This window comes from Paeniglutamicibacter sulfureus (genome assembly GCF_039535115.1).
Taxonomy (GTDB): Bacteria; Actinomycetota; Actinomycetes; order Actinomycetales; family Micrococcaceae; genus Paeniglutamicibacter; species Paeniglutamicibacter sulfureus.
In genome coordinates, this window is sequence record NZ_BAAAWO010000001.1 from 1,164,984 (window position 1) to 1,186,703 (window position 21,720).

Consider the following 21,720-nt stretch of genomic DNA (forward strand, 5'->3'; position numbering starts at 1 on the left):
CTATCGAGTTCCCGCCGGGACGGAGTCGGCCATGACGGCGTTGTCCGCTACGATCACCACACGGTCGGTATCAACGGAGAAGAACCCGCCATCAACCTGGACCGAGAACCGTGAACCGGAAACCGGAACGATTTCCAGATCACCGGCAGCGAGGACGGCCAGCATCGGCACGTGGCCGGGAAGGATCCCGATCTCGCCATTGCTGGTGCGTCCCTTGACCAGTTTCGCCGCACCGGACCACACGAAGTGGTCGGCAGCAACGATTTCGACTTGGAGTTCGGCCATGATTAGCGAGTCGACTTCTGGATGTCGGCCCACTGACGCTCAACGTCGTCCATGCCGCCGATGTTGAAGAATGCCTGCTCGGCGATGTGGTCGACGTCGCCGTTGCAGATCGCGTTGAAGCCCTCGATGGTGTCCTTGATGGCAACCGTCGAACCCTCGACACCGGTGAACTGCTTGGCAGTGTAGGTGTTCTGGGAGAGGAACTGCTGGATGCGACGAGCACGCGACACAACAATCTTGTCTTCTTCACCGAGTTCATCGATGCCGAGGATGGCGATGATGTCCTGCAGTTCCTTGTTCTTCTGGAGGATCTGCTTGACGCGAACCGCGGTGTTGTAGTGGTCGTGACCAACGTACTGCGGGTCAAGGATTCGCGACGTGGAGGTCAGCGGATCGATGGCCGGGTACAGACCACGGGAAGCGATTTCACGGGAAAGTTCCGTGGTCGCGTCCAAGTGGGCGAAGGTCGCGGCCGGGGCCGGGTCCGTGTAGTCATCGGCAGGCACGTAAACGGCCTGCATCGAGGTGATCGAGTGACCCTTGGTCGAGGTGATGCGCTCCTGGAGGAGACCCATTTCATCGGCAAGGTTCGGCTGGTAACCCACGGCCGAAGGCATGCGGCCCAACAGGGTCGACACCTCGGAACCGGCCTGGGTGAAGCGGAAGATGTTGTCAATGAAGAGCAACACGTCCTGCTTCTGCACATCGCGGAAGTACTCCGCCATGGTCAGTGCCGAAAGCGCCACGCGAAGACGCGTTCCTGGCGGCTCATCCATCTGGCCGAACACCAAGGCGGTGTCCTTCAAGACGTTGGCTTCTTCCATTTCGACCCAGAGGTCGTTGCCTTCACGGGTGCGCTCGCCAACACCGGCGAATACCGAGGTACCACCGAAGTTACGTGCAACACGGGTGATCATTTCCTGGATCAGCACGGTCTTGCCAACGCCGGCGCCGCCGAAGAGGCCGATCTTTCCACCCTTGATGTACGGGGTGAGAAGGTCGATCGACTTGATGCCGGTCTCCAGCATTTCGGTCGAGCCTTCGAGGCTCGCGAAGGACGGGGCCTTGCGGTGAATCGGCCAGCGCTCGGTGATCTCGAGTTCCGAAGCCGCAACGTCGAGGGGCTCGCCCAGCACGTTGAAGATGTGTCCCTTGACAACGTCGCCAACAGGCACGGAGATCGGGGAGCCGGAGTCAACCACCGAGGTACCGCGGACGAGTCCGTCGGTGGCCTGCAGGGCGATAGCACGAACCATGGAGTCACCGAGGTGCTGGCTGGTTTCGAAGGTGATGGTGGTGGTCTTGCCGTTGAGGGTAATCTCAGCGGAAAGAGCATTGTAAATAGCAGGCAGGGAGTCGGCGGGGAATTCAACGTCGACAACCGGGCCGATAACGCGTGCGATACGACCGATTGCACCGGTCGAGGCAGCGTTACCCTGCTCGTTGAGTTGGGCAGTCATCTCTCTCTCACTTCACTTGTGTAGATGGCGTGGATGTAAGTGTGGGTAGGAAGTTCCCGTTAACCGTTCAGCGCGTCAGCGCCGGCAACGATTTCGGAGAGTTCCTGGGTAACCTCGGCCTGGCGGGCGTTGTTACGAAGACGCGTGTACTTCTTGATGAGTTCCTTGGCGTTGTCGCCTGCGGACTTCATCGCGCGCTGGCGGGCTGCGAGCTCGGAAGCCGCCGCCTGCAACATGGCGTTGAAGATGCGTGATTCGATGTACCGCGGAAGAAGTGCGTCAAGCACCTGCTCCGGCTCCGGCTCGTATTCGTAGAGCGGCAGCAGCTCATCGGCAGGAGTCTCGGACTCCTCCTCGACAACCTCAAGCGGCAGCAAACGAATGACCGTCGGTTCCTGAACGACCATCGACTTGAACTGGGTGAAGACAACGTGGATCTCGTCCACGCCTCCCACTTCAAATTCGTCGGCGAAGTCCTTGAGCAGGGCTTCGCGCAGTTCGCGTGCGGTCGTAAACTCCGGGGCGTCGGTACCACCGGTCCACACCTTCGCGTATTCGCGTCCACGGAAATCGAAGTACGCCTGAGCCTTGCGGCCGACCAGGTAGGTCTTGACGTCCTTGCCTTCTTCATGGAGCAGTTCAACGAGGTGCTCTGCCTGCTTCAAGACGCTGGCGGAGTAGGACCCGGCGAGTCCGCGGTCAGAGGTCATGACCAAGACTGCCGCGCGACGGATTGACTCCGGCTCGGTAGTCAGTGGGTGATCAACCTCGGACTGTGACGCGACGGCAGTAACAGCACGGGTAATCGCATTGGCATATGGCAGCGATGCCGAGACACGCGCGCGTGCCTTGCCAATACGGGAAGAGGCGATCAGTTCCATCGCCTTGAAGATCTTGCCCATCGACGTCGTCGATGCAATCTTCTGGCGGTAGACCCGAATCTGGGCTCCCATGTTTGTCCTTTCCTTATCCCTTTGCAGGGGTTGCCGCACCGCACCTTCTGGTGCGGCAACCCCTAATCAAAGGTGATGTCAGCGCTTTTGCTTGACGATCTTTTCCTGGTCGACGGATCCCTCGGCCAAGGCGTCGAATTCTTCGTTGCCGGCGGCGACAAGCTTGTCGTCGCCTTCACCGAAGAAGCCGGCCTTGAAGTCGGCGATGTTCGACTTGAGCGATTCCACAGTCTCGTCCTCGAGCTTGCCGGTTTCGGCAATCACGGTGAGCACGTTGGTGCGGTGGCGCAGGTGGGCAAGGAACTCGGTCTCGAAACGACGAACGTCTTCAACCGGGACGTCATCAAGGTAGCCCTTGGTGCCGGCCCACACGGAGACAACCTGGTCCTCAACCGGGAACGGTGCGTACTGTCCCTGCTTGAGCAGTTCCATCAGGCGCGCGCCACGGGTCAGCTGCTGCTTCGAAGCGGCATCGAGGTCCGAGGCGAACATGGCGAATGCCTGCATGTCGCGGAACTGTGCCAGCTCGAGCTTCAACGTACCGGCGACCTTCTTCATGGCCTTGATCTGCGCCGAGCCACCAACGCGGGACACCGAGATGCCCACGTCGACTGCCGGACGCTGGTTGGCGTTGAAGAGGTCCGACTGCAGGAAGATCTGGCCGTCGGTGATGGAAATGACGTTGGTCGGAATGAAGGCCGAGACGTCGTTTGCCTTGGTTTCGATGATCGGCAGACCGGTCATCGAGCCTGCTCCGAGCTCGTCGGAGAGCTTTGCACAACGCTCAAGCAAGCGGGAGTGCAGGTAGAACACGTCGCCCGGGTAGGCTTCGCGTCCCGGCGGGCGACGCAGCAACAGCGATACGGCGCGGTAGGCTTCGGCCTGCTTGGACAGATCATCAAAGACGATCAGAACGTGCTTGCCGTCGTACATCCACTGCTGGCCAATGGCCGAGCCGGCGTACGGTGCCAGGTACTTGAAGCCGGCCGGGTCGGAGGCCGGGGAGGCAACAATGGTGGTGTATTCCAGCGCACCATTGGTTTCAAGGGTCTGACGCACTGCGGCAATGGTCGAAGCCTTCTGACCAATTGCCACGTAGATGCAGCGGACCTGCTTGTTGGTGTCCCCGGAAGCCCAGTTGGCCTTCTGGTTGATGATCGCGTCAACGGCCAGGGCGGTCTTGCCGGTCTGGCGGTCGCCAATGATCAGCTGACGCTGGCCACGGCCGATCGGGATCATCGCGTCGATGGCCTTCATGCCGGTCTGCAGCGGTTCGTGAACCGACTTGCGCTGCGTCACGCCCGGAGCCTGAAGCTCCAGTGCGCGGCGACCGGAGGACGCGATCGGTCCCAGGTCATCGATCGGCTCGCCCAGCGGGTCAACCACTCGGCCGAGGAAGGCGTCGCCAACCGGAACCGAAAGGATCTCGCCGGTGCGCTCTACGCGCTGGCCTTCGGCGATGCCGGTGAAGTCGCCCAGGACGACAACACCGATCTCGCGGGTGTCAAGGTTCTGGGCCAGGCCCAGGGTGCCGTCTTCGAAGCGAATCAGCTCATTTGCCATGACGGAGGGAAGACCCTCCACCTTGGCGATACCGTCACTTGCCGTGGTTACGCGGCCGACCTCGGTGCGCTCTGCTTTGCCCGGTTCGTAGGACGCTGCGAACTCATTCAAGGCATTGCGGACGTCGTCGGCGTTGATGGTCAATTCGGCCATCTGCAGTCCCTGCTCTCCTAAGTTGTGATTACCGCGGTCAATCGTTGCGGTAACCGAAATTTGATTCAGTCTATGGTGACTGGCCTGCAAGGCAGGCCCCCCGTGTTGAAGTGGGGGGCTGCCTAGCTTGCCAACTGGCGGCGAAGCTCCGCGACGCGGGTGGCGACGGTTGCGTCAACAACCTCGTCGCCCACCTTGATGCGGATGCCGCCTACTAGTGCCGGGTCGATCTCGACATTGATCTTCAAGTCCCGGCCGTAAAGGTTGTTCAGGCCTGCCTGCAGGCGCGCTGTTTGCTCGGCAGTGAGATCACGGGTGACACTCACCTGCGCAATCCAGCGGTCCTGGCGTTTAGCCACCAATTCCACGAAGCGCTCCAGAAGTGCAACGGGCTTGAGCCCGCGCGGCGAAGCGACGGCCTGGCGGATCAGCAGTGCAGATGCGTCCGAGGCGTTCGGCACCAGCTTGAGCGCCAGGGCGCCCTTGGCTTCGGCCGTTGCCTTGGAATCATCGAGGGCACGCTGCAGATCATGACTGGACCCAACCACACGGATGAACGCGAAGAGGTCTTCTTCGAGCCTCTCCAGTCCTGCGGAACCGCCCTGACGCTCGGCTACCGCGATGGCGACAGTTGCCGCCACGGTCTCCAGTGCATCGCCAATGTCTCGTGCCGAGCTCCAACGCGAGGTTGCCAGAGACGCGACGGTGGATTCGGCTTCCGCCGAGACCTTACCGTGCAACAGCTGGGCAACAAGCCCTGCCTTGTCCGAGGCCCCGCGAGCCGGATCAGTCAGTGCGCGACGCAGGCCTGCATTGCCATCCAGAACGTCAACCGTCCCAAATAGCTCGGCGGACAATTCCAAGGACGCGTGTGCAAGCTTGGTTTCCAACGACGCCAGCGCCGCGGACAGTGACTCGCTCGATACACCTGCCATTAGTTCGATGCACCTGCGTTCTGCTGGTTTTCCAGGTCTGCCAGGAACTTATCGACCACGCGGGAAGCGCGCTCGTCGTTCTCAAGAGCGTCGTCGACGATCTTGCTGGCCAATGAAGTAGCCAGGGTTCCGACCTCGGCACGCAGCGAGGTAACTGCTGCGGTGCGCTCGGCTTCGATCTGGCGGTGGGCCTGCTCGGTAATGCGAGTCGACTCTTCTGCTGCCTTGGTCTTCAGTTCCGCAAGAATCAGGGCACCTTCTTCGCGCGCTTCCTCACGGATGCGGTTGGCTTCGGTGCGTGCTTCCAGCAGCTGTGCCTTGTACTGCTCCAGGGTGGCGTTGGCTTCGGCCTGTGCGGCCTCTGCCTTTTCAAGTCCACCCTCGATGGCCGTGACACGGTCCTGGTAGGACTTCTCGAATGCCGGGGCAATGTACTTGACCACCAAGAACAGCAGGACAGCGAAGCCTGCGGCAGTGACAAGAATTTCCCACGGGTTCGGAAGCAGAGGGTTTGCACCCTCACCTGCAGCGAGGATCAATTCGTTGCTGATCATTCTCACTCTTCCTTATCTCTTAAGTTCCAATTGGAATGGCACCTGCGCAAGTGGCAGGGCCACTACGAGGGGAACTAGACGCCGACGACGAAGGCGAAGACCAAGCCCAGGATGGCGAGAGCTTCTGCAAGGGCGAAGCCCAGCATGGCGATGGGCTGCAGGATGCGCTGAGCTTCCGGCTGGCGTGCAACACCGTTGATGTAGGCAGCGAAGATCATGCCCACGCCGATGGCCGAGCCGATTGCAGCCAGGCCGTAGCCGATCATGTTGAGGGAGCCGTGGAGTTCCATTTCGTTCCTTTCAAGATACCGACACTTTGTCGGCAGGTTGTGAGGTCATTCCCTGATGAAGGGGAAAACTTTGTTTGTGTGGTGCGAGCCCGAATTAGTGGGCGTCTGCATCCAGGGCACCCTGGATGTAGAGGGCGGTCAGCAGGGTGAAGACAAATGCCTGCAGGACCATGATCAGGAGTTCGAGGAAGTACATCGCCACGGAACCGACGATGACCAGCACGCCAACGGCGTTCAGGGCCAGCGACTCCTGGACCATGATCAAGTGCTGGGCACCGGTGGCGGCAAGCATCACGATGATGTGGCCGGCGAGCATGGTTGCCATCAAACGCAAGGAGTGGGTCAGCGGGCGGACGATGAAGTTGGAAATGATTTCCAACGGCACCAACAGCGGCAGGATCCACCCCGGGACCCCCGAGGGAACGACGGCCAGCTTGAAGTAGCGGATGCCGTGGTTCTTCACGCCGACGGCAATCCAGGTGCCGTAGATGATGATGGCCATGGCGTAAGCCGCGCCGGCGTGGGAGAACGAGGGAAGCTGCAGGAACGGGATTGCTCCGAAGAGGTTGTTCAGCAGGATGAAGAAGAAGGTCGCAAAGAGCATCGGCACCCACTGGGCGAAGTTCTTCTCGCCAATGATGTCGCGGCCCACGCTGTTACGGACGAAGCCGTAGGCGCTTTCGGCCAGGAACTGTGCCTTGCCTGGTACCAGCTTCGGATTCTTGATGGCCGACTTGAAGAACCACACGATCAAGATGATCGAGAGGATGATCATGACCATCTGCTTGCCGAAACCGGTCCCGTACTCGGCTAACCATGGCAGCACCTCGGGAAGGTGGGTGTCGGAAATCGACGGCGGGACATAGGGTTCAGTGGCCGTCGGAAGCGCAAACGCGGTCAACGCGCTGTCCTCTCTGCAGTTTCGGTCGTGGGGCAAAATCGGTGATTCGGCGCAAGGCACCGCACACCGTGTGAAGTTCTAGTGGTCGATCTCATCGCTGCGTGGAAACCCGCGGCGTCGATGCCGCAAATGGTGGCGAGCCAGAAACAATCCGGCGGTGGCGCCTAAGAGCGCCCCGAGGAAAACTATCCAGCGAGTGTCCAGCAAAAGATCCAGGCCCCAGCCTATCAAACCCCACGCGAGCAGGCCGCCAACAATGTAGTTGACGTACTCGCGGACGGGGGCCTGACTTGGCGCTTGGCTGGGGTCCATCTCAGGGTTTTCCATGTTCGCCTCCATCGGATGGAGACGGCGATGGATCGTCCTGGTTGAAAATGGGAAGCCTCGCCCGGGAAAAGGCGCGAATCTCTCCGACCTGCCACAGCACCAGGGAACCAATGGCCCCCCACATGAAGTAGGGCGCAAGCACCCATTCGGGCAGTCCGGAAAAAAGCACCAGGAAACCCATGCCGAGGATCTTGATGAAATACATGAACAGGAAGGCCGGCAGCGCCCAACTGGCGCGATGCCGTCCTGCCCAATCGGCAACGAGCAGGCTGATGCCGAAGAAAACAACGATCAGGGCGCATCCGAACGCCAGCGAACCGGCCGCTTGTGCGTCCAGGATCGGCCAAGCAACGATGGACGCAACGGCGCCGACACCAACGGTGTAGGAAACGCAAGTCTTGAGGATGCCCAACCACGGGGAGCGCGGAGCCGACGATGCAACCAGCGCACCGCTCGGTTTGGAACCGCGTCCCGACTTGATCATGTATGTCCAGTTCCCTTGTTGCAGCAGCACCGCTGATGGGCCCTGCATGACATGGAGGCTTAATGGGGTATGTTCCTCCGTGAAGAGGCACCTTGAATTCTACACGAGATAGAACGGGGCTCCGAACCGCCGATGGGCCCGGCGCTACAGGGAAAGGAGGGCCTACTTGGCGCCGGGCAAGCCGAGCTTGCCGTGCGCCCGCTTGAGCATGGGCAGCCAGGTGACAAACGTCACGAAAATGAAGGCCGCAACATAAAGGGGAATTGCGATTCGTCTGTCGCTCAGCGAAATCACCACGACACCGGAGGCAACCAGCGCCGCCCATAGGTAGAGGATCAGGACCACGGCGCGGGGGCTGTGCCCCAGGTCCACCAAGCGGTGGTGGATGTGCCCGCGGTCGGCACTGAAGGGTGATTTGCGCTTGGCCGTCCGCCTGATGACGGATAGCAACAGGTCCAGGTACGGCAGCACGATCACGGCGACCGGCAGGATCACCGGCATGAAGGCCGGGACGTTGCGGAAGCGGAAGGCATCCTGCCCCAGCACGTCGCCGGTAACGGCAAGCGTGGCCACCGCAAAAAGCAGCCCGATGGCCAGCACTCCGGTCTCTCCCATGAAGATGGAAGCCGGTTGGAAGTTGTGCGGAAGGAAGCCCAGCGTCGCCCCCAGCAGCACCGCACACAGCAGCGCCGAGAAGTTGGCGTAGTCCTCCGCGCTGACGCGCGTGGCCAGCAAGTAGCTGTAGACAAAGAAGGTTGCCGCCCCGATGGCCGAGATCCCCGCGGCGAGGCCGTCCAACCCGTCGACGAAGTTGATCGCGTTCATCGTGCCCACGATGACCAGCACCGTGACGAAGACCTGAAGGGCAGGGGAATCGATATGCAGCGACCCGACGGGCAGGGCCTTGAGCAGGATCCCGTGCTGGACAATCACCAGGCCCACGGCGACCTGTCCGATGAGCTTGGCCCACCAGCGCAGGTCGATCAGGTCATCGAGCACCCCCATGACCAGGATGATGGCCAAGGCGATCAGCACTCCCTGGATGGGCTCGGGGGACCTGAAGATGCCGGAGAAGAACGACATCTGCTGGGCCACCGAGATTCCCAGGTACAGCGCCCCCACAATGGCAACTCCACCCAGTTTGGGGGTGGGCTTGTGGTGGAAGTCGCGGTCGCGCACCGGGAGCTGGGGCATGAATCGCACACCCAGGACCCGGAGCACCGGAGTGAGCAGATACGAGGTCATGAACGTGATCCCGATCAGGAGCAAATAGCTTCTCATGGTGTCCGGGCGGACTCCCCTGCGGCGTCCCCGCTTTCGGTGCCGCCGCGATTCTGTGTTTCAACGGGAGTGACCCCCGGCGCGGTGCCGGACTTGGCGTCCGAATGCGTAGTGGCAGGGCCTGACGCGATGTCGGCATCGGCGTCGGCGTCCGTGTCGGCGTCGGCGTCGGCGTCCGTGTCGGCGTCGGCGTCCGCGTCCGTGTTGTCGCTGTTGGCGTCCGTGTCGGCGTCCGCGTCCGTGTTGTCGCTGTTGGCGTCCGTGTCGGCGTTGGCGTCCGTGTTGTCGCTGTTGGCGTCGGGCAACAAGAAATCATCACTTGCGGGCAGGGCTTCCGCTGCAGTGTCGTTCACATCGGCTTCGGCTTGCGCGAACCCCGCACCGGATTCATCGGATGACGGCGCGGCGTCCACTGTCAGGGCCGGGTCCGGTTGACCGTCGGTGTCCAGAAGGTCGGGAACCACCACGCGCAGCGCCTCAACGGAGATCGCACCGGCGCGCACCACGCGGGGCGGGGTGAGGGTGCAGTCGACGATGGTGGAGCTCAAGGCTTCACCGGCGATCGGGCGGGCCCCGGCCTCAAGGTACACCTCGACGGTCTCGCCGAGCTGACCGAAGGCGGCCTCGGCGGTGGCGGCGGCGGGGTGACCGGTGCGGTTCGCCGAGGAGACGGCCAGCGGGCCGGTGCTGCGCAGCAGCTGGCGGGCCACCTCGTCGTCGGGCATCCGCAGGGCCACGGTGCCGCGGGTCTCCCCCAGGTCCCAGGTCAGTGACGGCTGGGCGTGAAGTATCAGGGTCAGCGCGCCGGGCCAGAATTCCGCCGCCAGGTCCCGGGCGAAGGCGGGGATGTCGATGGCCAGGCCGTCCATCGTGGCTGCCTGGGGGATCAGCACCGGGGGCGGCATGTTCCGTCCCCGGCCTTTGGCGGCCAGCAGGGTCGCCACGGCCTGGGCGGAAAAGGCGTCGGCGGCAATGCCGTAGACGGTGTCTGTGGGCATCACGATGCATCGGTTTTGGGCCAATGCGTCGCGTGCGGCCTCGAGACCAGCCTCCAGTTGCTGGCTGTCGCGGGCATCAAAACGTGAAGTCACGTGATTCATTCTTCCATGTTTCGTGGGTTTTCAGCGGCGGATGCCGCTCGTGGCACGGTCTCGTCCGGTCAGGTCACGGTGGGTCGCCACCTGCTCCCAGTGCCCGGAGGCGGCAAACATCGCCGCCATGCCAGCGGCCTGGACCTCGGCGTGTTCCATGACGAAGAAGCCCCCGGGGCGCAACAACCGTGCTGCGGAGGCCTCGGCGGCGCGGGGCAGGACCATGCCGTCCTCCCCTCCCCCGTACAGCGCCATATGCGGGTCGTGGTCCCGGGCCTCTGGTTCGCGCGGCAGGGCGTTGGCGGGGATGTAGGGCGGGTTGGAAACGACCACGTCGCAGCTCCCGTCGAGCTCGGCAAACGCGTAGGTCAGGTCCCCCTGCACCAGGTTGACACCCAGCGGCGCCAGGTTGCGCTGCGCGTAGGGGAACGCGTCGTCGGAAAGCTCCACCGCGTGGACCCGTGCCCCGGGCACTTCATGCGCCAGCGAGCCGGCGATCGCGCCGGACCCGGTGCCCAGGTCGACCATCAGCGGGTGCTCCATCCCGCGGGCGGCGTCGATGGCCAATTGCACCACCGACTCGGTCTCGGGCCGCGGCACGAACACGCCGGGACCCACAAAAAGGTCCAGGTACCGGAAATGGGCGACGCCGGTGAGGTGTTGCAGCGGCACGCGGGTGGCGCGCCTGGCCACCAGTTGCTCGAAGCTTGCAGCAGCGGCGGGGGTGAAGCTCTCCCCCATCATCGACATCGAGGCCAGCCGCCCGCGGCCCACGTCCAGCACGTGGGCAGCCAGCAGCTCGGCATCCACCCGCGGGGAGGGCACCCCGGCGGATTCGAGGACTGCCGCTGCATCGCCGAGCACCTGCGCCAGCGGCCTGCCGCTTCCCGATTCGCTCACCTGCGTCCTAGCCCTTGTCCCCGCCGATGGCGTCCAGGCGCTGCTGCTCGTCCATCTCGATGCAGGAGTTGATCAGCGGGTCCAGCTCGCCGTTCATCACGTGGTCAAGGTTGTAGGCCTTGTAGCCGGTGCGGTGGTCGGCGATCCGGTTTTCCGGGTAGTTGTAGGTGCGGATGCGCTCGGAGCGGTCCATGGTGCGCACCTGCGACTTGCGGATGTCGGAGTTCTCCGCGTCGATGATGGCCTGCTGGTGGGCCAGCAGGCGCGAACGCAGCACGCGCATGGCTGCCTCGCGGTTCTGGATCTGCGACTTCTCGTTCTGCATGGCCACCACGATGCCGGTGGGCAGGTGGGTCAAGCGCACCGCGGAGTCGGTGGTGTTCACCGACTGGCCGCCGGGGCCCGAGGAGCGGTAGACATCGACCTTCAGGTCGTTCGGGTGGATATCGACCTCTTCGGGCTCGTCGACCTCGGGCAGGATCAGCACGCCGGCGGCCGAGGTGTGGATCCGTCCCTGGGACTCGGTCTGCGGCACGCGCTGCACGCGGTGCACCCCGCCCTCGAACTTCAGGTGCGCGTAGACGCCCTCGGCGGGGTCGTTGGACTTGCCCTTGATGGCCATCTGCGCGTCCTTGTAGCCGCCGAGGTCCGACTCGTTGAAGGAGATGAGCTCCGTCTTCCAGCCCTTGGTCTCCGCGTAGCGGGTGTACATGCGCAGCAGGTCGGCTGCGAAGAGGGCAGCCTCGTCGCCGCCTTCCCCGCCCTTGACCTCGAGGATCACGTCGCGCGCGTCGTTGGGGTCGCGCGGGATCAGCAGCCGGCGCAACTTTTCCTCCAGCACGGGCAGTTTGGTGTTCAGCTCCTCGACCTCTGCGGCGAAGTCGGGGTCCTCGTCGGCCATTTCCCGGGCCGTCTCGAGGTCCTCGGTGGCCTGCTTCCAGCGCCGGTGCGCCTCGACAATGCCGTTGAGCTCGGCGGAACGGCGGCCGAGCTTGCGGGCCAGGGCCTGGTCTTGGTAAACGGCGGGGTCCGAGAGCCGGGCCTGGAGGGCTGCGTGCTCATCGAGTAGGCCCTGTACGGACTCAAACATGTTTTCAGCTTCTTTCACTACGGCTGGTTCCCAGTGTAGGGAACGAAAAGGAATCTGGTGTTAACGACCAACGCCCAGCCTCACCGAGCCCGGGGTGTCCGGGCACGGTGAAACTGGGCGCATGGGCAGCTAGGCGTCGTTCTTGGAACCCAGCGTGGTCTTGTTGATGAGCATCAGGAACTCGGCGTTGGAGGAGGTCTCGCGGATCTTGCCCGTGAGGGTCTCCAGAGCCTGCTGGGTGTCCAGGCCCGAGAGCACGCGGCGCAGGCGCCACATGATCCGAACCTCATCCGGGGACAGCAGCTTCTCCTCGCGGCGGGTACCCGACGCGTTGACGTCGACGGCCGGGAAGATGCGCTTGTCCGCCAGCTGGCGGGAAAGGCGCAGCTCCATGTTGCCGGTGCCCTTGAACTCCTCGAAAATGACCTCGTCCATCTTGGAACCGGTCTCCACAAGTGCGGTGGCGAGGATGGTCAGCGAGCCGCCGTTTTCGATGTTGCGGGCAGCACCGAAGAAGCGCTTGGGCGGGTACAGCGCCGAGGAATCGACACCGCCGGAGAGAATGCGGCCCGAGGCCGGGGCCGCCAGGTTGTAGGCGCGGCCCAGGCGGGTCATCGAGTCCAGCAGGACCACGACGTCCATGCCCATTTCCACCAGGCGCTTGGCGCGCTCGATGGCGAGCTCGGCCACGGTGGTGTGGTCGTCGGCCGGGCGGTCGAAGGTCGAGGCAATGACCTCACCCTTGACGGTGCGCTGCATGTCGGTGACTTCTTCGGGACGCTCGTCAACCAACACCATCATGAGGTGGACCTCTGGGTTGTTGATGGTGATGGCGTTCGCGATGGACTGCAGGATCAGGGTCTTGCCGGCCTTGGGCGGCGAAACGATCAGGCCGCGCTGGCCCTTGCCGATCGGGGCAACCAGGTCGATGACGCGGGGGCCGATGAGCTTCTGGTCGGTCTCCAGGCGCAGGCGCTCAGTCGGGTACAGCGGGACCAGCTTGGAGAAGTCAACGCGGCTGGAATTCTCCTCCGGGGTCTTGCCGTTGATCGCCGTCAGCTTCACCAGGGCGTTGAACTTGGCTCGCGAGGAGGGGTTCTCGTTCTCGCGGGGGGCGCGAATGGCGCCGACCACGGCATCGCCCTTGCGCAGGTTGTACTTCTTGACCTGGTTCAGGGTGACGTAGACGTCCGACGGGCCGGCGAGGTAGCCGGAAGTGCGGATGAAAGCGTAGTTGTCCAGCACGTCCAGGATGCCGGCTACCGGCAGCAGCACGTCCGAATCGCTGAACTCGGTGTCATCGACGTCCGGCTGGTTGCGGTTGCGGCCGCGGCGGTTGTTCCGGTCGTTGCGGTCGTTGCGGTCGTTGCCGCGGTCCTGGCGGTCCCCGCGCTCACTGCGGTTGGCATTGCGCTCGCGGTTGCGCTCATTGCGTTCGCGGTTGCGCTCGCGTCGGTTGGCCGAGCGCTCCTCGGAGCTTTCGCGGCGGTCTTCGCTGCGCTCGTTCGACTTGCCGTCGTTGGAACGCGAGTCGCCGGACTTGGCCTCGACCTGCTTGTCCTCCTGGGCCTCGGCGGGCTCGGTGGACTCGGCGGAGTCGTTGGTGTTGGCGTTGTTTTCGCGGCGGTTGCGGTTGCGGTCCCGGCGGTTGCGGTTCCGTTCGCTGCGCTCGTTGCGGTCGCCGCGTTCGCTGCGGGACTCGTTGGCGTCCTGGGTCGACTCGGTGGAATCGGCCGATGCCGGCTCGGCCGCGGCAGCGGGTGCCGTTTCGGCCGGGGCCTCGGTGGTGCCGGTGGACTCGGCGCGGCGGTTGCGGGTGTTGCGGCGCGGTGCGCGCTCCTCGGTCGCCGGCGACTCGGCTGCGGCCGGGGCGGCGTCGGCCTTCGGCTCGGCGGCGGGTGCCTCGGCGGCCGGGGCAACGGTTCCGCTGGAATCGGCGCGGCGGTTGCGGGTGCGGCGGGTGGCGGGCTGTTCGGCCTTTGCCTCGGCGGCCGCCGGTGCGACATCGGCCTTCGGCTCGGCGGCGGCCGGGGCCTCCGCCTGCTTCGCAGCGTCCTTGGCGGCGCCGCGGGCCGGGGCCTTGGCGGCCGACTTGGCCGGTGCCTTCTCCGCCTTGGCGGGGGCCTCGGTCTTGGCGTCGGCCTTGGGCTCTGCCTTGGCCTTGGCGTCGCGGTCGGCCACGGAGCCGCCACGCTGGTGGTTTGAGATCGCGGTGACAAGATCGTTCTTGCGCATCCGCGAACCGCCGGTGATGCCCAGCTGGGACGCAAGCACCTGCAATTGTGCGAGTTTCAGGCCGGCGAGTCCGCCGCCCTTGGATGCGTTGTTTTCTTCCACGCCTGCAGTAAGGCTGGTGGTTTCGGTCACGAAGGTTCCTTCCCCCTCGTCGGGCGGATCCCGTCAGAGAGACCCGCAACGTTTGACTAGCCCCGTTCCCGCGTCAGATGCGGGAAAAGGTTCGGCCGTGCACCGCCAAGTGGAACGAGGCGGATGCTTCGGTCGATCGTGAGACACACCAAGGGATCTAGTCACCAACATGGTTGACGGTTTCAATCGGATGGTGTGGGTGTGCCTGCTCGCCCAGCGAAAATGGTTTGTGATGATCGAATTCCCCAAGATCCACCCGCCGCGGCGGGTGAAGGAATTGATGGCTGCACGAAACGCGACGAGTCATCCATCGAAATACGGACAACTCTTTTCAGGCGGGTGCTAGAGCACTTCTACTCTAACACCCGTTGGGGGTACTGACTCAATTCGGACACGCCACGTTGTTTCGGCGTGGCGTGCCGCGTAACCGGAAATCGCAGCGGCGGCCGCCTGCGCACCGTCCTGGCCATTGCTCAGGACCAACACCGTGGGACCGGCCCCGGAGACCACGGCTGCATGCCCCGCGGAGCGAAGGTGCGCGATGAGGCCGGCGCTCTGCTCCATGGCAGGGGCGCGGAACCCTTGGTGCAGGAAGTCCTCCGTGCCGACCATCAGCGCTGCCGGCTCGTGGGCCAATGCGTGGATGAGCAGGCCCACCCGTCCCCCGTTGGCCGCTGCAAGGGCGTGCGGCACGGATTCCGGAAGCAGGCCGCGGGCAGCGGCGGTGGACAGCTCGATGTCGGGGATGGCAATGACCGGGACAATGTCCGAATGCAGCACCCCCTGCAGCGTGCCGAATCCGGCATCGGTGGTCCAGGACAGCGTCAACCCGCCGTACACGGCCGGGGCGACGTTGTCAGGGTGCCCCTCCCAGCGCGAGGCGGCCTGGAAGATTTCCTCGGCGCCCGACTGCGCGTCGGCGGGAAGCAGCGCATTGGCCGCTGCCAGCGCACTGACCATGGCCGCGGCGCTGGATCCCATGCCGCGGCCGTGCGGGATGTTGTTCGTCGCCTCGATGCGCAGGCCGCAGGGCTCAAAGCCCAGTTCCGCCCAGCGCTCCAGGATCGTCTTGGCAATCAGGTGCGTCTCGTCGGTGGGCAGCGTTTCCGCCCCCTCCCCGGTGATGGACACGCTGACGCCCGACTCTGCCTGCGTGTGCACCACCAGGGTGTCGCACACCGACAGGGCCAGGCCCAGCACGTCGAAGCCGGGCCCCAGGTTCGCGCTCGTGGCCGGCACGTGCACGGCGATGGATTGTCCGGCTTGGATCTGCGGCATCAGGCGTTGGTCCCCTTTGTATCCGGTGCCGGGGCTAGGCCAGGCCGAGGGCCGAAGCCACCGAGACGACATCGAACTCGACCTTGGTCGGGGTGACCGGCGATCCGTCCTCGGTCTTCAGGGCCCAGTCGGGGTCCTTCAGGCCGTGGCCGGTGACAGTGATGACGATCTTCTTGCCGGCCGGCACGTTGCCCGCGGCGTGGTGCTTGATGATGCCCGCAACGCCGGCCGCGGAGCCCGGCTCCACGAAGACGCCCTCGCGGGAGGACAGCCAGCGGTGCGCGGCCAGGATCTCGGCGTCCGTCACCGAGTCGATGATGCCGCCGGATTCGTCGCGGGCCTCTTCGGCCTGCTGCCAGGACGCGGGGTTGCCGATGCGGATGGCCGTGGCGATGGTGTCCGGTTCGGTGACCGGGTGGCCCAGCACGATGGGTGCGGCGCCGGCGGCCTGGAAGCCCCACATGATCGGGGTCTTGGTCGACACCGGTGCCAGGGTGTCACCTGCCTGGGTGGTGTACTCGGAGGAGTACTCCTTGTAGCCCTTCCAGTAGGCGGTGATGTTCCCGGCGTTGCCCACCGGAAGCACGTGGTAGTCGGGGGCGTCGCCCAGGTAGTCGACGACCTCGAAGGCGCCGGTCTTCTGGCCCTCGATGCGCGCGGGGTTCACCGAGTTCACCAGGAACACCGGGTAGTTCTCGCTGAGCTTGCGGGCGACCTCGAGGCAGTTGTCGAAGTTGCCGTCGACCTGCAGCAGCTCGGCGCCGTGGGCGATGGCCTGGGAGAGCTTGCCCATGGAGATCTTGCCGTCCGGGACCAGCACCGCGCACTTGAGCCCGGCCTGGGTGGCGTAGGCGGCGGCGGAGGCGGAGGTGTTGCCGGTGGATGCGCAGACAACTGCCTTGGCGCCGGCGGCGACCGCTGCGGTCATCGCCATGGTCATCCCGCGGTCCTTGAAGGAACCGGTCGGGTTCATGCCCTCGACCTTGAGGTACACCTCGGAGCCCGTGAGCTCGCTCAGTGCCGGGGCGAACACCAGGGGTGTACCGCCCTCGCCCAAGGTGATGACCTTGGTGTTTTCGTCGACGGGCAGGCGTTCGGCATATTCGCGGATGACTCCGCGCCACTGGTGGGCCACTTAGTTTCCTTCAACTCGCAGGACAGAGGTTACTTCTTGGACGGCATCCAAGTCGGCGACGGCGGCCACGACGGCGGCCAGCGAGGACTCGGTGGAGCGGTGGGTCACGATGCGCAGCTCGGCGGACCCGCCGTGGTTTTCTTCGATGATCGACTGGCGCAGCGCCTCGATGGAGACGGTGTTCTCCGCGAAGATCGCGGCGATGGCTGCAAGCACGCCGGGCTCGTCCGAGACGCGCAGGCCGATCCAGTAGCTGGTCGAGATCTCGTCGAACGCGAGCGCCTTGACCGATTGCTGCGCGGCGATGGCCGGCAGTGGACCGCCGGAGACCACGCGCCTGGCCACCGAAACGGTGTCGCCCATGACGGCGGAGGCAGTGGGTGCCCCGCCTGCGCCGGCGCCGTAGAACATCAGCTCGCCGGCGTTTTCCGCCTCGACGAAGACCGCGTTGAAGGCGCCGTGGACGGCGGCCAGCGGATGGGTGCGGCGCAGCAGCGTCGGGTGCACGCGCACGCCGATGCCGTCCTGGGTGCGTTCGGCGATGGCCAGCAGCTTGATGACCATGCCGGCCTCCTTGGCGGCGGCGACGTCGGTGGCGGTGATCTTGGTGATCCCCTCGCAGTGCACGTCGGCGTAGGCAAAGTCGGTGTGGAAGGCCAGGGAGGCGAGGATCGCCGCCTTCGCGGCGGCGTCGTGCCCTGCCACGTCGGCGGTCGGGTCGGCCTCGGCATAGCCCAGGGCCTGGGCCTCGGCGAGCACGTCGTCGAACTGGGCACCGGTGGTGTCCATCGCGTCGAGGATGAAGTTGGTGGTGCCGTTGACAATGCCCATGATCTTGTTGATCCGGTCCCCGGAGAGGGAATCGGAGATCGGGCGCAGGATCGGGATGGCCCCGCCGACGGCTGCCTCGTAGCGCAGCTGGGCGCCGGACTCGAAGGCCAGCGCGTTGAGTTCGGCGCCTTGGGCAGCGAGCAGTGCCTTGTTGCCGGTGACGACCGAGGCACCGCGGGCCAGCGCCCGGCGGATCAGTTCGCCGGCCGGTTCCAGGCCGCCCAGCAACTCGATGACGATGTCGGCGCCGTCGACCAGTGCGGGTGCGTCGGTGGTCAACAATTCCGCGGGAATCGCCGCGTCGCGCTTGGTCTCGAGGCTGCGCACGGCGATGCCGGCGAGTTCAAGCTTGGCGCCGGCGCGGTCGGCCAGCACATCGGAATGGTCCAAGAGGATGCGTGCCACCTGGGACCCGACGTTGCCGCAGCCAAGCAGGGCCACCTTCAGTGTTTTCACGTGTATTTCTATGCTCCCAAATCGCGGGCCAACAGATCGGCTTCGGTTTCCCTGCGGATGATGGCGCGGACCGCGCCATTGCGCACTGCAACCACGCCCGGGCGACCCAGGTAGTTGTAGTTGCTCGACAGGGCCCAGCAATAGGCCCCGGTTCCCGGAACGGCCAAAAGGTCGCCGGCGGCAACATCCTCGGGCAGGTAAACGTCCCGTACGACTATGTCACCGGACTCGCAATGTTTCCCAACCACACGTGAAATAATCGGTTCACTTTCCGTCACACGGCCGGCCAGCACCGCGGTGTAGTCGGCGTCGTAAAGCACCGGTCGGGCGTTGTCGCTCATGCCGCCGTCAACCGACACGTAGCGGCGGGGCACCAGGGTGCCGTCCCCGGTCTCGACCTGGACCGACTTGCGCACCCCGGCCTCGTAGAGGGTGAAGGTGGAGGGGCCGGCGATGGCGCGGCCCGGCTCGATGGAGATCCGCGGGACCTTCAGGCCCAGTTCGGCAGCGGTGCTGCCCACGACCTCTGCCATGGCGGCAGCCAGCACCGCCGGTTCGCGCGGGGTGTCGACCTCGGTGTAGGCGATGCCATAGCCGCCGCCCAAGTCCAGCTCGGGCAGCTCGACGCCGTGGTCCTTCCTGACCTGTGCCAGGAAGCCGAGCATCTTCTGCGCGGCCAGCGCGAAGCCCTCGGCCTCGAAGATCTGCGAGCCGATGTGCGCGTGCAGGCCCAGCAGGTTCAGCTCCGGGTGACCCAGCGCGAAGGCGACCGCGGCCGCAGCGGGGGAAGCGTCATCGCCCACCGGGATCATCGAGAGGCCGAACTTCTGGTCCTCGTGCGCGGTGGCAATGAACTCGTGGGTGCTGGCGTGCACGCCGGGGGTCAGGCGCAGCATCACATTGGCGCGCTTGCCGGTCTCGCGCGCCAGCAGTGCCACGCGCTCGAGCTCGTCCAGCGAGTCGATGACGATGCGGCCCAGGTCGGCCTCCAGCGCGGTGCGGATTTCGGTGGCCGACTTGTTGTTCCCGTGCAGCGAGAGGTTGGCGGCCGGCACGCCGGCGACGCGGGCCACGGCCATTTCCCCGCCGGAGCAGGTGTCCAGGCGCAGGCCCTCGGAGGTGACCCAGCGGGCCACCTCGGTGCTCAGGAACGCCTTGCCGGCGTAGTAGACATCCACGCCGCCGCACAGATCGGCGAACGCGGCGTCGAAGGCCTGCTTGAAGCCGCGGGCACGGGCACGGAAGTCGTCTTCATCCAGCACGAAGAGTGGGGTGCCGAATTCCTTGGCCAGGTCGCTGACCAACAGGTTCTGCACGGCGAGTTCGCCGCTTTCGGAGCGGGCGACGCCGGCGGCCCATTCGATCGGGCGCAGCGCATTGACATCGGTGGGCAGGGACAGCCAGGTCGGGGCAAGTGGTGAAGAGGTCATGGTTCCTTACATCTTTTCCGGGGCCGAGACGCCCAGCAGTCCCAGGCCGTTGGCCAGGACCTGGGTGGTGGCGTCATTGAGCCACAGGCGGGTGCGGTGGATGGGCTCGACGGCGCCGTCGCCCACGGGGGTCACGCGGCAGGCCGCGTACCAGGAGTGGTAGGCGCCGGCGAGCAGCTCGACGTGGCGGGCCACGCGGTGCGGTTCGCGGTGGGTTGCCGCCTGGGCGACGACCGAGGGGAACTGGCCAAGGGCCGCGAGCAGGTCGTTCTCGGTCTCGTGGGTGAGCAGCGTCGCATCGAAGTCGGTGCGTTCCACGCCCTTTTCCACCGCGTTGCGGCTGGCGGCGCGGGAGCGGGCGTGGGCGTACTGGACGTAGAACACCGGGTTGTCGTTGGTGTTCTTCTTCAGCTGCTCCGGGTCGATGGTCATCGGCGAATCGGCCGGGTAGCGGCCCAGCGAGTAGCGCAGCGCATCGGCGCCGAGCCAGTCGATCAGGTCGCGCAGCTCGATGATGTTGCCGGCACGCTTGGACAGGCGGGCGCCGTTGACCGAGATCAGCTGGCCGATCAGCACCTCGATGTTGACCTTGGGATCGTCGCCGGCCGCGGCCGCGATGGCCTTGAGGCGGTTGACGTAGCCGTGGTGGTCGGCGCCGAGCAGGTAGATCTTCTCGGTGAAGCCGCGGTCCTTCTTGGACAGGTAGTAGGCGGCGTCGGCGGCGAAGTACGTCGGCTCGCCGTTGGCACGGATCAGCACGCGGTCCTTGTCGTCTCCGAAGTCCGTGGTGCGCAGCCACACGGCACCGTCGGTGTCGTCGATGTGACCCTGCTCGCGCAGGCGCGCCACGGCATCCTCGACGGCTCCCCCGGCGTGCAGTTCCTGTTCGGAGAAGAAAACGTCGAACTCGACGCCGAAGTCGTTCAGGGTCTCCTTGATGTCGGCCATCTGCGCCACGTAGGCGGCATGGCGGACGATCGGCAGCGCGGCTTCCTGGGTGAGCGATCGGATGTCCGGGTGCGCCTTGGCCACGGCATCGGCCAGTTCCTTGATGTATGCACCGGGGTAGCCGCCCTCAGGAACCGGCAGGCCATGCAGTCGGTTGTAGACAGACAGGGCAAAGATGTTCATCTGGTTGCCGGCGTCGTTGATGTAGTACTCGGACGTGACGGTGGCACCGCTGGCCTTGAGCACGCGGGCGATCGAGTCGCCCAGGGCTGCCCAGCGGGTGTGGCCGATGTGCAGCGGTCCGGTGGGGTTCGCGGAGACGAACTCCATGTTGATCTCGTGGCCCACCAGGGCATCGTTCTTGCCGTACTCGGTGCCGGCCTCGACGATGGCCTTGGCCAGCCCCCCGGCGGCACCAGCCTCGAGGGTGATGTTCAGGAAGCCCGGTCCGGCGATCTCGACTCCGGCTACTCCGGCCGATTCCGCCAAGCGGGTGGCCAGGACCTGGGCGAAATCGCGCGGGTTCATCCCGGCCTTCTTGCCCAGCTGCAGGGCGATGTTGGTGGCCCAATCCCCGTGCTCGCGACTCTTCGGTCGCTCCACTCGCACATTCTCGGGCACGTCGACGGAAATCTGGCCGGCGTCGACTGCGTCGCGGAGGCAAGCGGAAATGGCTGTGGAGAGTTCTTCAGGAGTCACCACTCAAGGATAACCGGGGGCACGGACCCCATTGGACGATGTGACGGCGCGGCGTCGCACACATCAGATGCGTATTTGGGTGCCTCAAGGCAGCGGCGAAAGCCCAATTTGTCATTCACCGCTTCACACCTGCTAAGCTCGTCTACGTTCCCAGCCGGAAAATGTTTCAGAAAGCATGAAATTGGTTGTTGATTTCCGGCAACGCCCTCGTAGCTCAGGGGATAGAGCGTCCGCCTCCGGAGCGGAAGGTCGAAGGTTCGAATCCTTTCGAGGGCACCAAAGCAAGAGTCGCTGTTTCCCTGTTTCCCT

General features: G+C 64.9%; 20 protein-coding genes and 1 tRNA gene. 1 reads left to right on the forward strand and 20 read right to left on the reverse strand.

All coding sequences use genetic code 11. From position 1 onward, the window contains the following. The 20 genes from ABD687_RS05275 to argS all read right to left on the reverse strand — a co-directional run bounded on the left by ABD687_RS05275 (nt 1) and on the right by argS (nt 21,411). Nucleotides 1-285, reverse strand: coding sequence for a F0F1 ATP synthase subunit epsilon (locus ABD687_RS05275; RefSeq protein ID WP_264269273.1), 285 nt, complete (start codon nt 283-285; stop codon nt 1-3). Nucleotides 286-287: 2 nt separating this feature from the next. Next, nucleotides 288-1,745: a F0F1 ATP synthase subunit beta gene (gene atpD, locus ABD687_RS05280; RefSeq protein ID WP_264269272.1), complete on the reverse strand. Its 1,458-nt coding sequence runs from the start codon at nt 1,743-1,745 to the stop codon at nt 288-290. Between the two features lie 59 nt (nt 1,746-1,804). Continuing rightward, on the reverse strand, nt 1,805-2,698 hold the full coding sequence (locus ABD687_RS05285) for a F0F1 ATP synthase subunit gamma (RefSeq protein ID WP_217389145.1): 894 nt from the start codon (nt 2,696-2,698) through the stop codon (nt 1,805-1,807). Between the two features lie 78 nt (nt 2,699-2,776). Next, complete coding sequence (gene atpA / locus ABD687_RS05290; RefSeq protein ID WP_310292964.1) at nt 2,777-4,414, reverse strand: F0F1 ATP synthase subunit alpha; 1,638 nt, start codon at nt 4,412-4,414, stop codon at nt 2,777-2,779. A 122-nt stretch (nt 4,415-4,536) separates the two neighbouring features. Beyond that, nucleotides 4,537-5,349, reverse strand: a complete 813-nt coding sequence (locus ABD687_RS05295) for a F0F1 ATP synthase subunit delta (RefSeq protein WP_264269270.1) — start codon at nt 5,347-5,349, stop codon at nt 4,537-4,539. Further along, complete coding sequence (locus tag ABD687_RS05300; protein ID WP_264269269.1) at nt 5,349-5,903, reverse strand: F0F1 ATP synthase subunit B; 555 nt, start codon at nt 5,901-5,903, stop codon at nt 5,349-5,351. The genes ABD687_RS05295 and ABD687_RS05300 overlap by 1 nt, the downstream gene beginning before the upstream one ends. Nucleotides 5,904-5,977: 74 nt before the next feature. Further along, complete coding sequence (locus ABD687_RS05305) at nt 5,978-6,193, reverse strand: F0F1 ATP synthase subunit C (RefSeq protein WP_209681488.1); 216 nt, start codon at nt 6,191-6,193, stop codon at nt 5,978-5,980. Between the two features lie 94 nt (nt 6,194-6,287). Next, a complete protein-coding gene (atpB, locus tag ABD687_RS05310; protein ID WP_264269268.1) occupies nt 6,288-7,094 on the reverse strand; it encodes a F0F1 ATP synthase subunit A in 807 nt (268 codons plus the stop codon). Between the two features lie 78 nt (nt 7,095-7,172). After that, nucleotides 7,173-7,421, reverse strand: coding sequence for a hypothetical protein (locus tag ABD687_RS05315; protein WP_264269267.1), 249 nt, complete (start codon nt 7,419-7,421; stop codon nt 7,173-7,175). Beyond that, nucleotides 7,408-7,953, reverse strand: coding sequence for a hypothetical protein (locus ABD687_RS05320; protein WP_310292959.1), 546 nt, complete (start codon nt 7,951-7,953; stop codon nt 7,408-7,410). Before ABD687_RS05320 ends, ABD687_RS05315 begins: the two co-directional genes overlap by 14 nt. Nucleotides 7,954-8,067: 114 nt before the next feature. Continuing rightward, nucleotides 8,068-9,150 (reverse strand): MraY family glycosyltransferase, encoded by a 1,083-nt coding sequence (locus ABD687_RS05325; protein WP_302265673.1) that lies wholly within the window; start codon nt 9,148-9,150, stop codon nt 8,068-8,070. A 32-nt stretch (nt 9,151-9,182) separates the two neighbouring features. After that, on the reverse strand, nt 9,183-10,277 hold the full coding sequence (locus ABD687_RS05330; protein ID WP_377700305.1) for an L-threonylcarbamoyladenylate synthase: 1,095 nt from the start codon (nt 10,275-10,277) through the stop codon (nt 9,183-9,185). A gap of 30 nt (nt 10,278-10,307) precedes the next feature. Next, nucleotides 10,308-11,177 carry a peptide chain release factor N(5)-glutamine methyltransferase gene (prmC, locus tag ABD687_RS05335; RefSeq protein ID WP_310292954.1) on the reverse strand — a complete coding sequence of 290 codons (870 nt, stop codon included), beginning with the start codon at nt 11,175-11,177 and terminating at the stop codon, nt 10,308-10,310. Nucleotides 11,178-11,184: 7 nt separating this feature from the next. Continuing rightward, nucleotides 11,185-12,267: a peptide chain release factor 1 gene (gene prfA, locus ABD687_RS05340; protein WP_264269262.1), complete on the reverse strand. Its 1,083-nt coding sequence runs from the start codon at nt 12,265-12,267 to the stop codon at nt 11,185-11,187. A 129-nt stretch (nt 12,268-12,396) separates the two neighbouring features. Continuing rightward, on the reverse strand, nt 12,397-14,634 hold the full coding sequence (rho, locus tag ABD687_RS05345; protein WP_310292952.1) for a transcription termination factor Rho: 2,238 nt from the start codon (nt 14,632-14,634) through the stop codon (nt 12,397-12,399). A gap of 342 nt (nt 14,635-14,976) precedes the next feature. Beyond that, entirely contained in the window at nt 14,977-15,912 is a 936-nt protein-coding gene (thrB, locus tag ABD687_RS05350) for a homoserine kinase (protein ID WP_302265668.1), read from the reverse strand. Between the two features lie 34 nt (nt 15,913-15,946). Next, on the reverse strand, nt 15,947-17,047 hold the full coding sequence (gene thrC, locus ABD687_RS05355; protein WP_302265666.1) for a threonine synthase: 1,101 nt from the start codon (nt 17,045-17,047) through the stop codon (nt 15,947-15,949). Beyond that, complete coding sequence (locus ABD687_RS05360; protein ID WP_302265665.1) at nt 17,048-18,334, reverse strand: homoserine dehydrogenase; 1,287 nt, start codon at nt 18,332-18,334, stop codon at nt 17,048-17,050. It lies immediately after the preceding gene. An 8-nt stretch (nt 18,335-18,342) separates the two neighbouring features. Next, a complete protein-coding gene (gene lysA, locus ABD687_RS05365) occupies nt 18,343-19,764 on the reverse strand; it encodes a diaminopimelate decarboxylase (RefSeq protein WP_302265664.1) in 1,422 nt (473 codons plus the stop codon). 6 nt (nt 19,765-19,770) lie between these two features. Continuing rightward, complete coding sequence (gene argS, locus ABD687_RS05370; protein WP_264269256.1) at nt 19,771-21,411, reverse strand: arginine--tRNA ligase; 1,641 nt, start codon at nt 21,409-21,411, stop codon at nt 19,771-19,773. Nucleotides 21,412-21,614: 203 nt separating this feature from the next. On the opposite strand from argS, the gene ABD687_RS05375 reads away from it, so the two are divergent. Beyond that, nucleotides 21,615-21,690 (forward strand) — tRNA-Arg (locus ABD687_RS05375). Nucleotides 21,691-21,720 lie beyond the last annotated feature (30 nt).

Bases quoted from the DNA above. Each gene is read 5' to 3' on its own strand.
- ABD687_RS05275 (WP_264269273.1), bottom strand. From the start codon at position 285: ATGGCCGAACTCCAAGTCGAAATCGTTGCTGCCGACCACTTCGTGTGG.
- ABD687_RS05305 (WP_209681488.1), bottom strand. From the start codon at position 6,193: ATGGAACTCCACGGCTCCCTCAACATGATCGGCTACGGCCTGGCTGCA.
- thrB (WP_302265668.1), bottom strand. From the start codon at position 15,912: ATGCCGCAGATCCAAGCCGGACAATCCATCGCCGTGCACGTGCCGGCC.
- ABD687_RS05285 (WP_217389145.1), bottom strand. From the start codon at position 2,698: ATGGGAGCCCAGATTCGGGTCTACCGCCAGAAGATTGCATCGACGACG.
- atpD (WP_264269272.1), bottom strand. From the start codon at position 1,745: ATGACTGCCCAACTCAACGAGCAGGGTAACGCTGCCTCGACCGGTGCA.
- ABD687_RS05295 (WP_264269270.1), bottom strand. From the start codon at position 5,349: ATGGCAGGTGTATCGAGCGAGTCACTGTCCGCGGCGCTGGCGTCGTTG.
- ABD687_RS05320 (WP_310292959.1), bottom strand. From the start codon at position 7,953: ATGCAGGGCCCATCAGCGGTGCTGCTGCAACAAGGGAACTGGACATAC.
- ABD687_RS05300 (WP_264269269.1), bottom strand. From the start codon at position 5,903: ATGATCAGCAACGAATTGATCCTCGCTGCAGGTGAGGGTGCAAACCCT.
- lysA (WP_302265664.1), bottom strand. From the start codon at position 19,764: ATGACCTCTTCACCACTTGCCCCGACCTGGCTGTCCCTGCCCACCGAT.
- ABD687_RS05315 (WP_264269267.1), bottom strand. From the start codon at position 7,421: ATGGAAAACCCTGAGATGGACCCCAGCCAAGCGCCAAGTCAGGCCCCC.
- atpA (WP_310292964.1), bottom strand. From the start codon at position 4,414: ATGGCCGAATTGACCATCAACGCCGACGACGTCCGCAATGCCTTGAAT.
- prfA (WP_264269262.1), bottom strand. From the start codon at position 12,267: ATGTTTGAGTCCGTACAGGGCCTACTCGATGAGCACGCAGCCCTCCAG.
- ABD687_RS05325 (WP_302265673.1), bottom strand. From the start codon at position 9,150: ATGACCTCGTATCTGCTCACTCCGGTGCTCCGGGTCCTGGGTGTGCGA.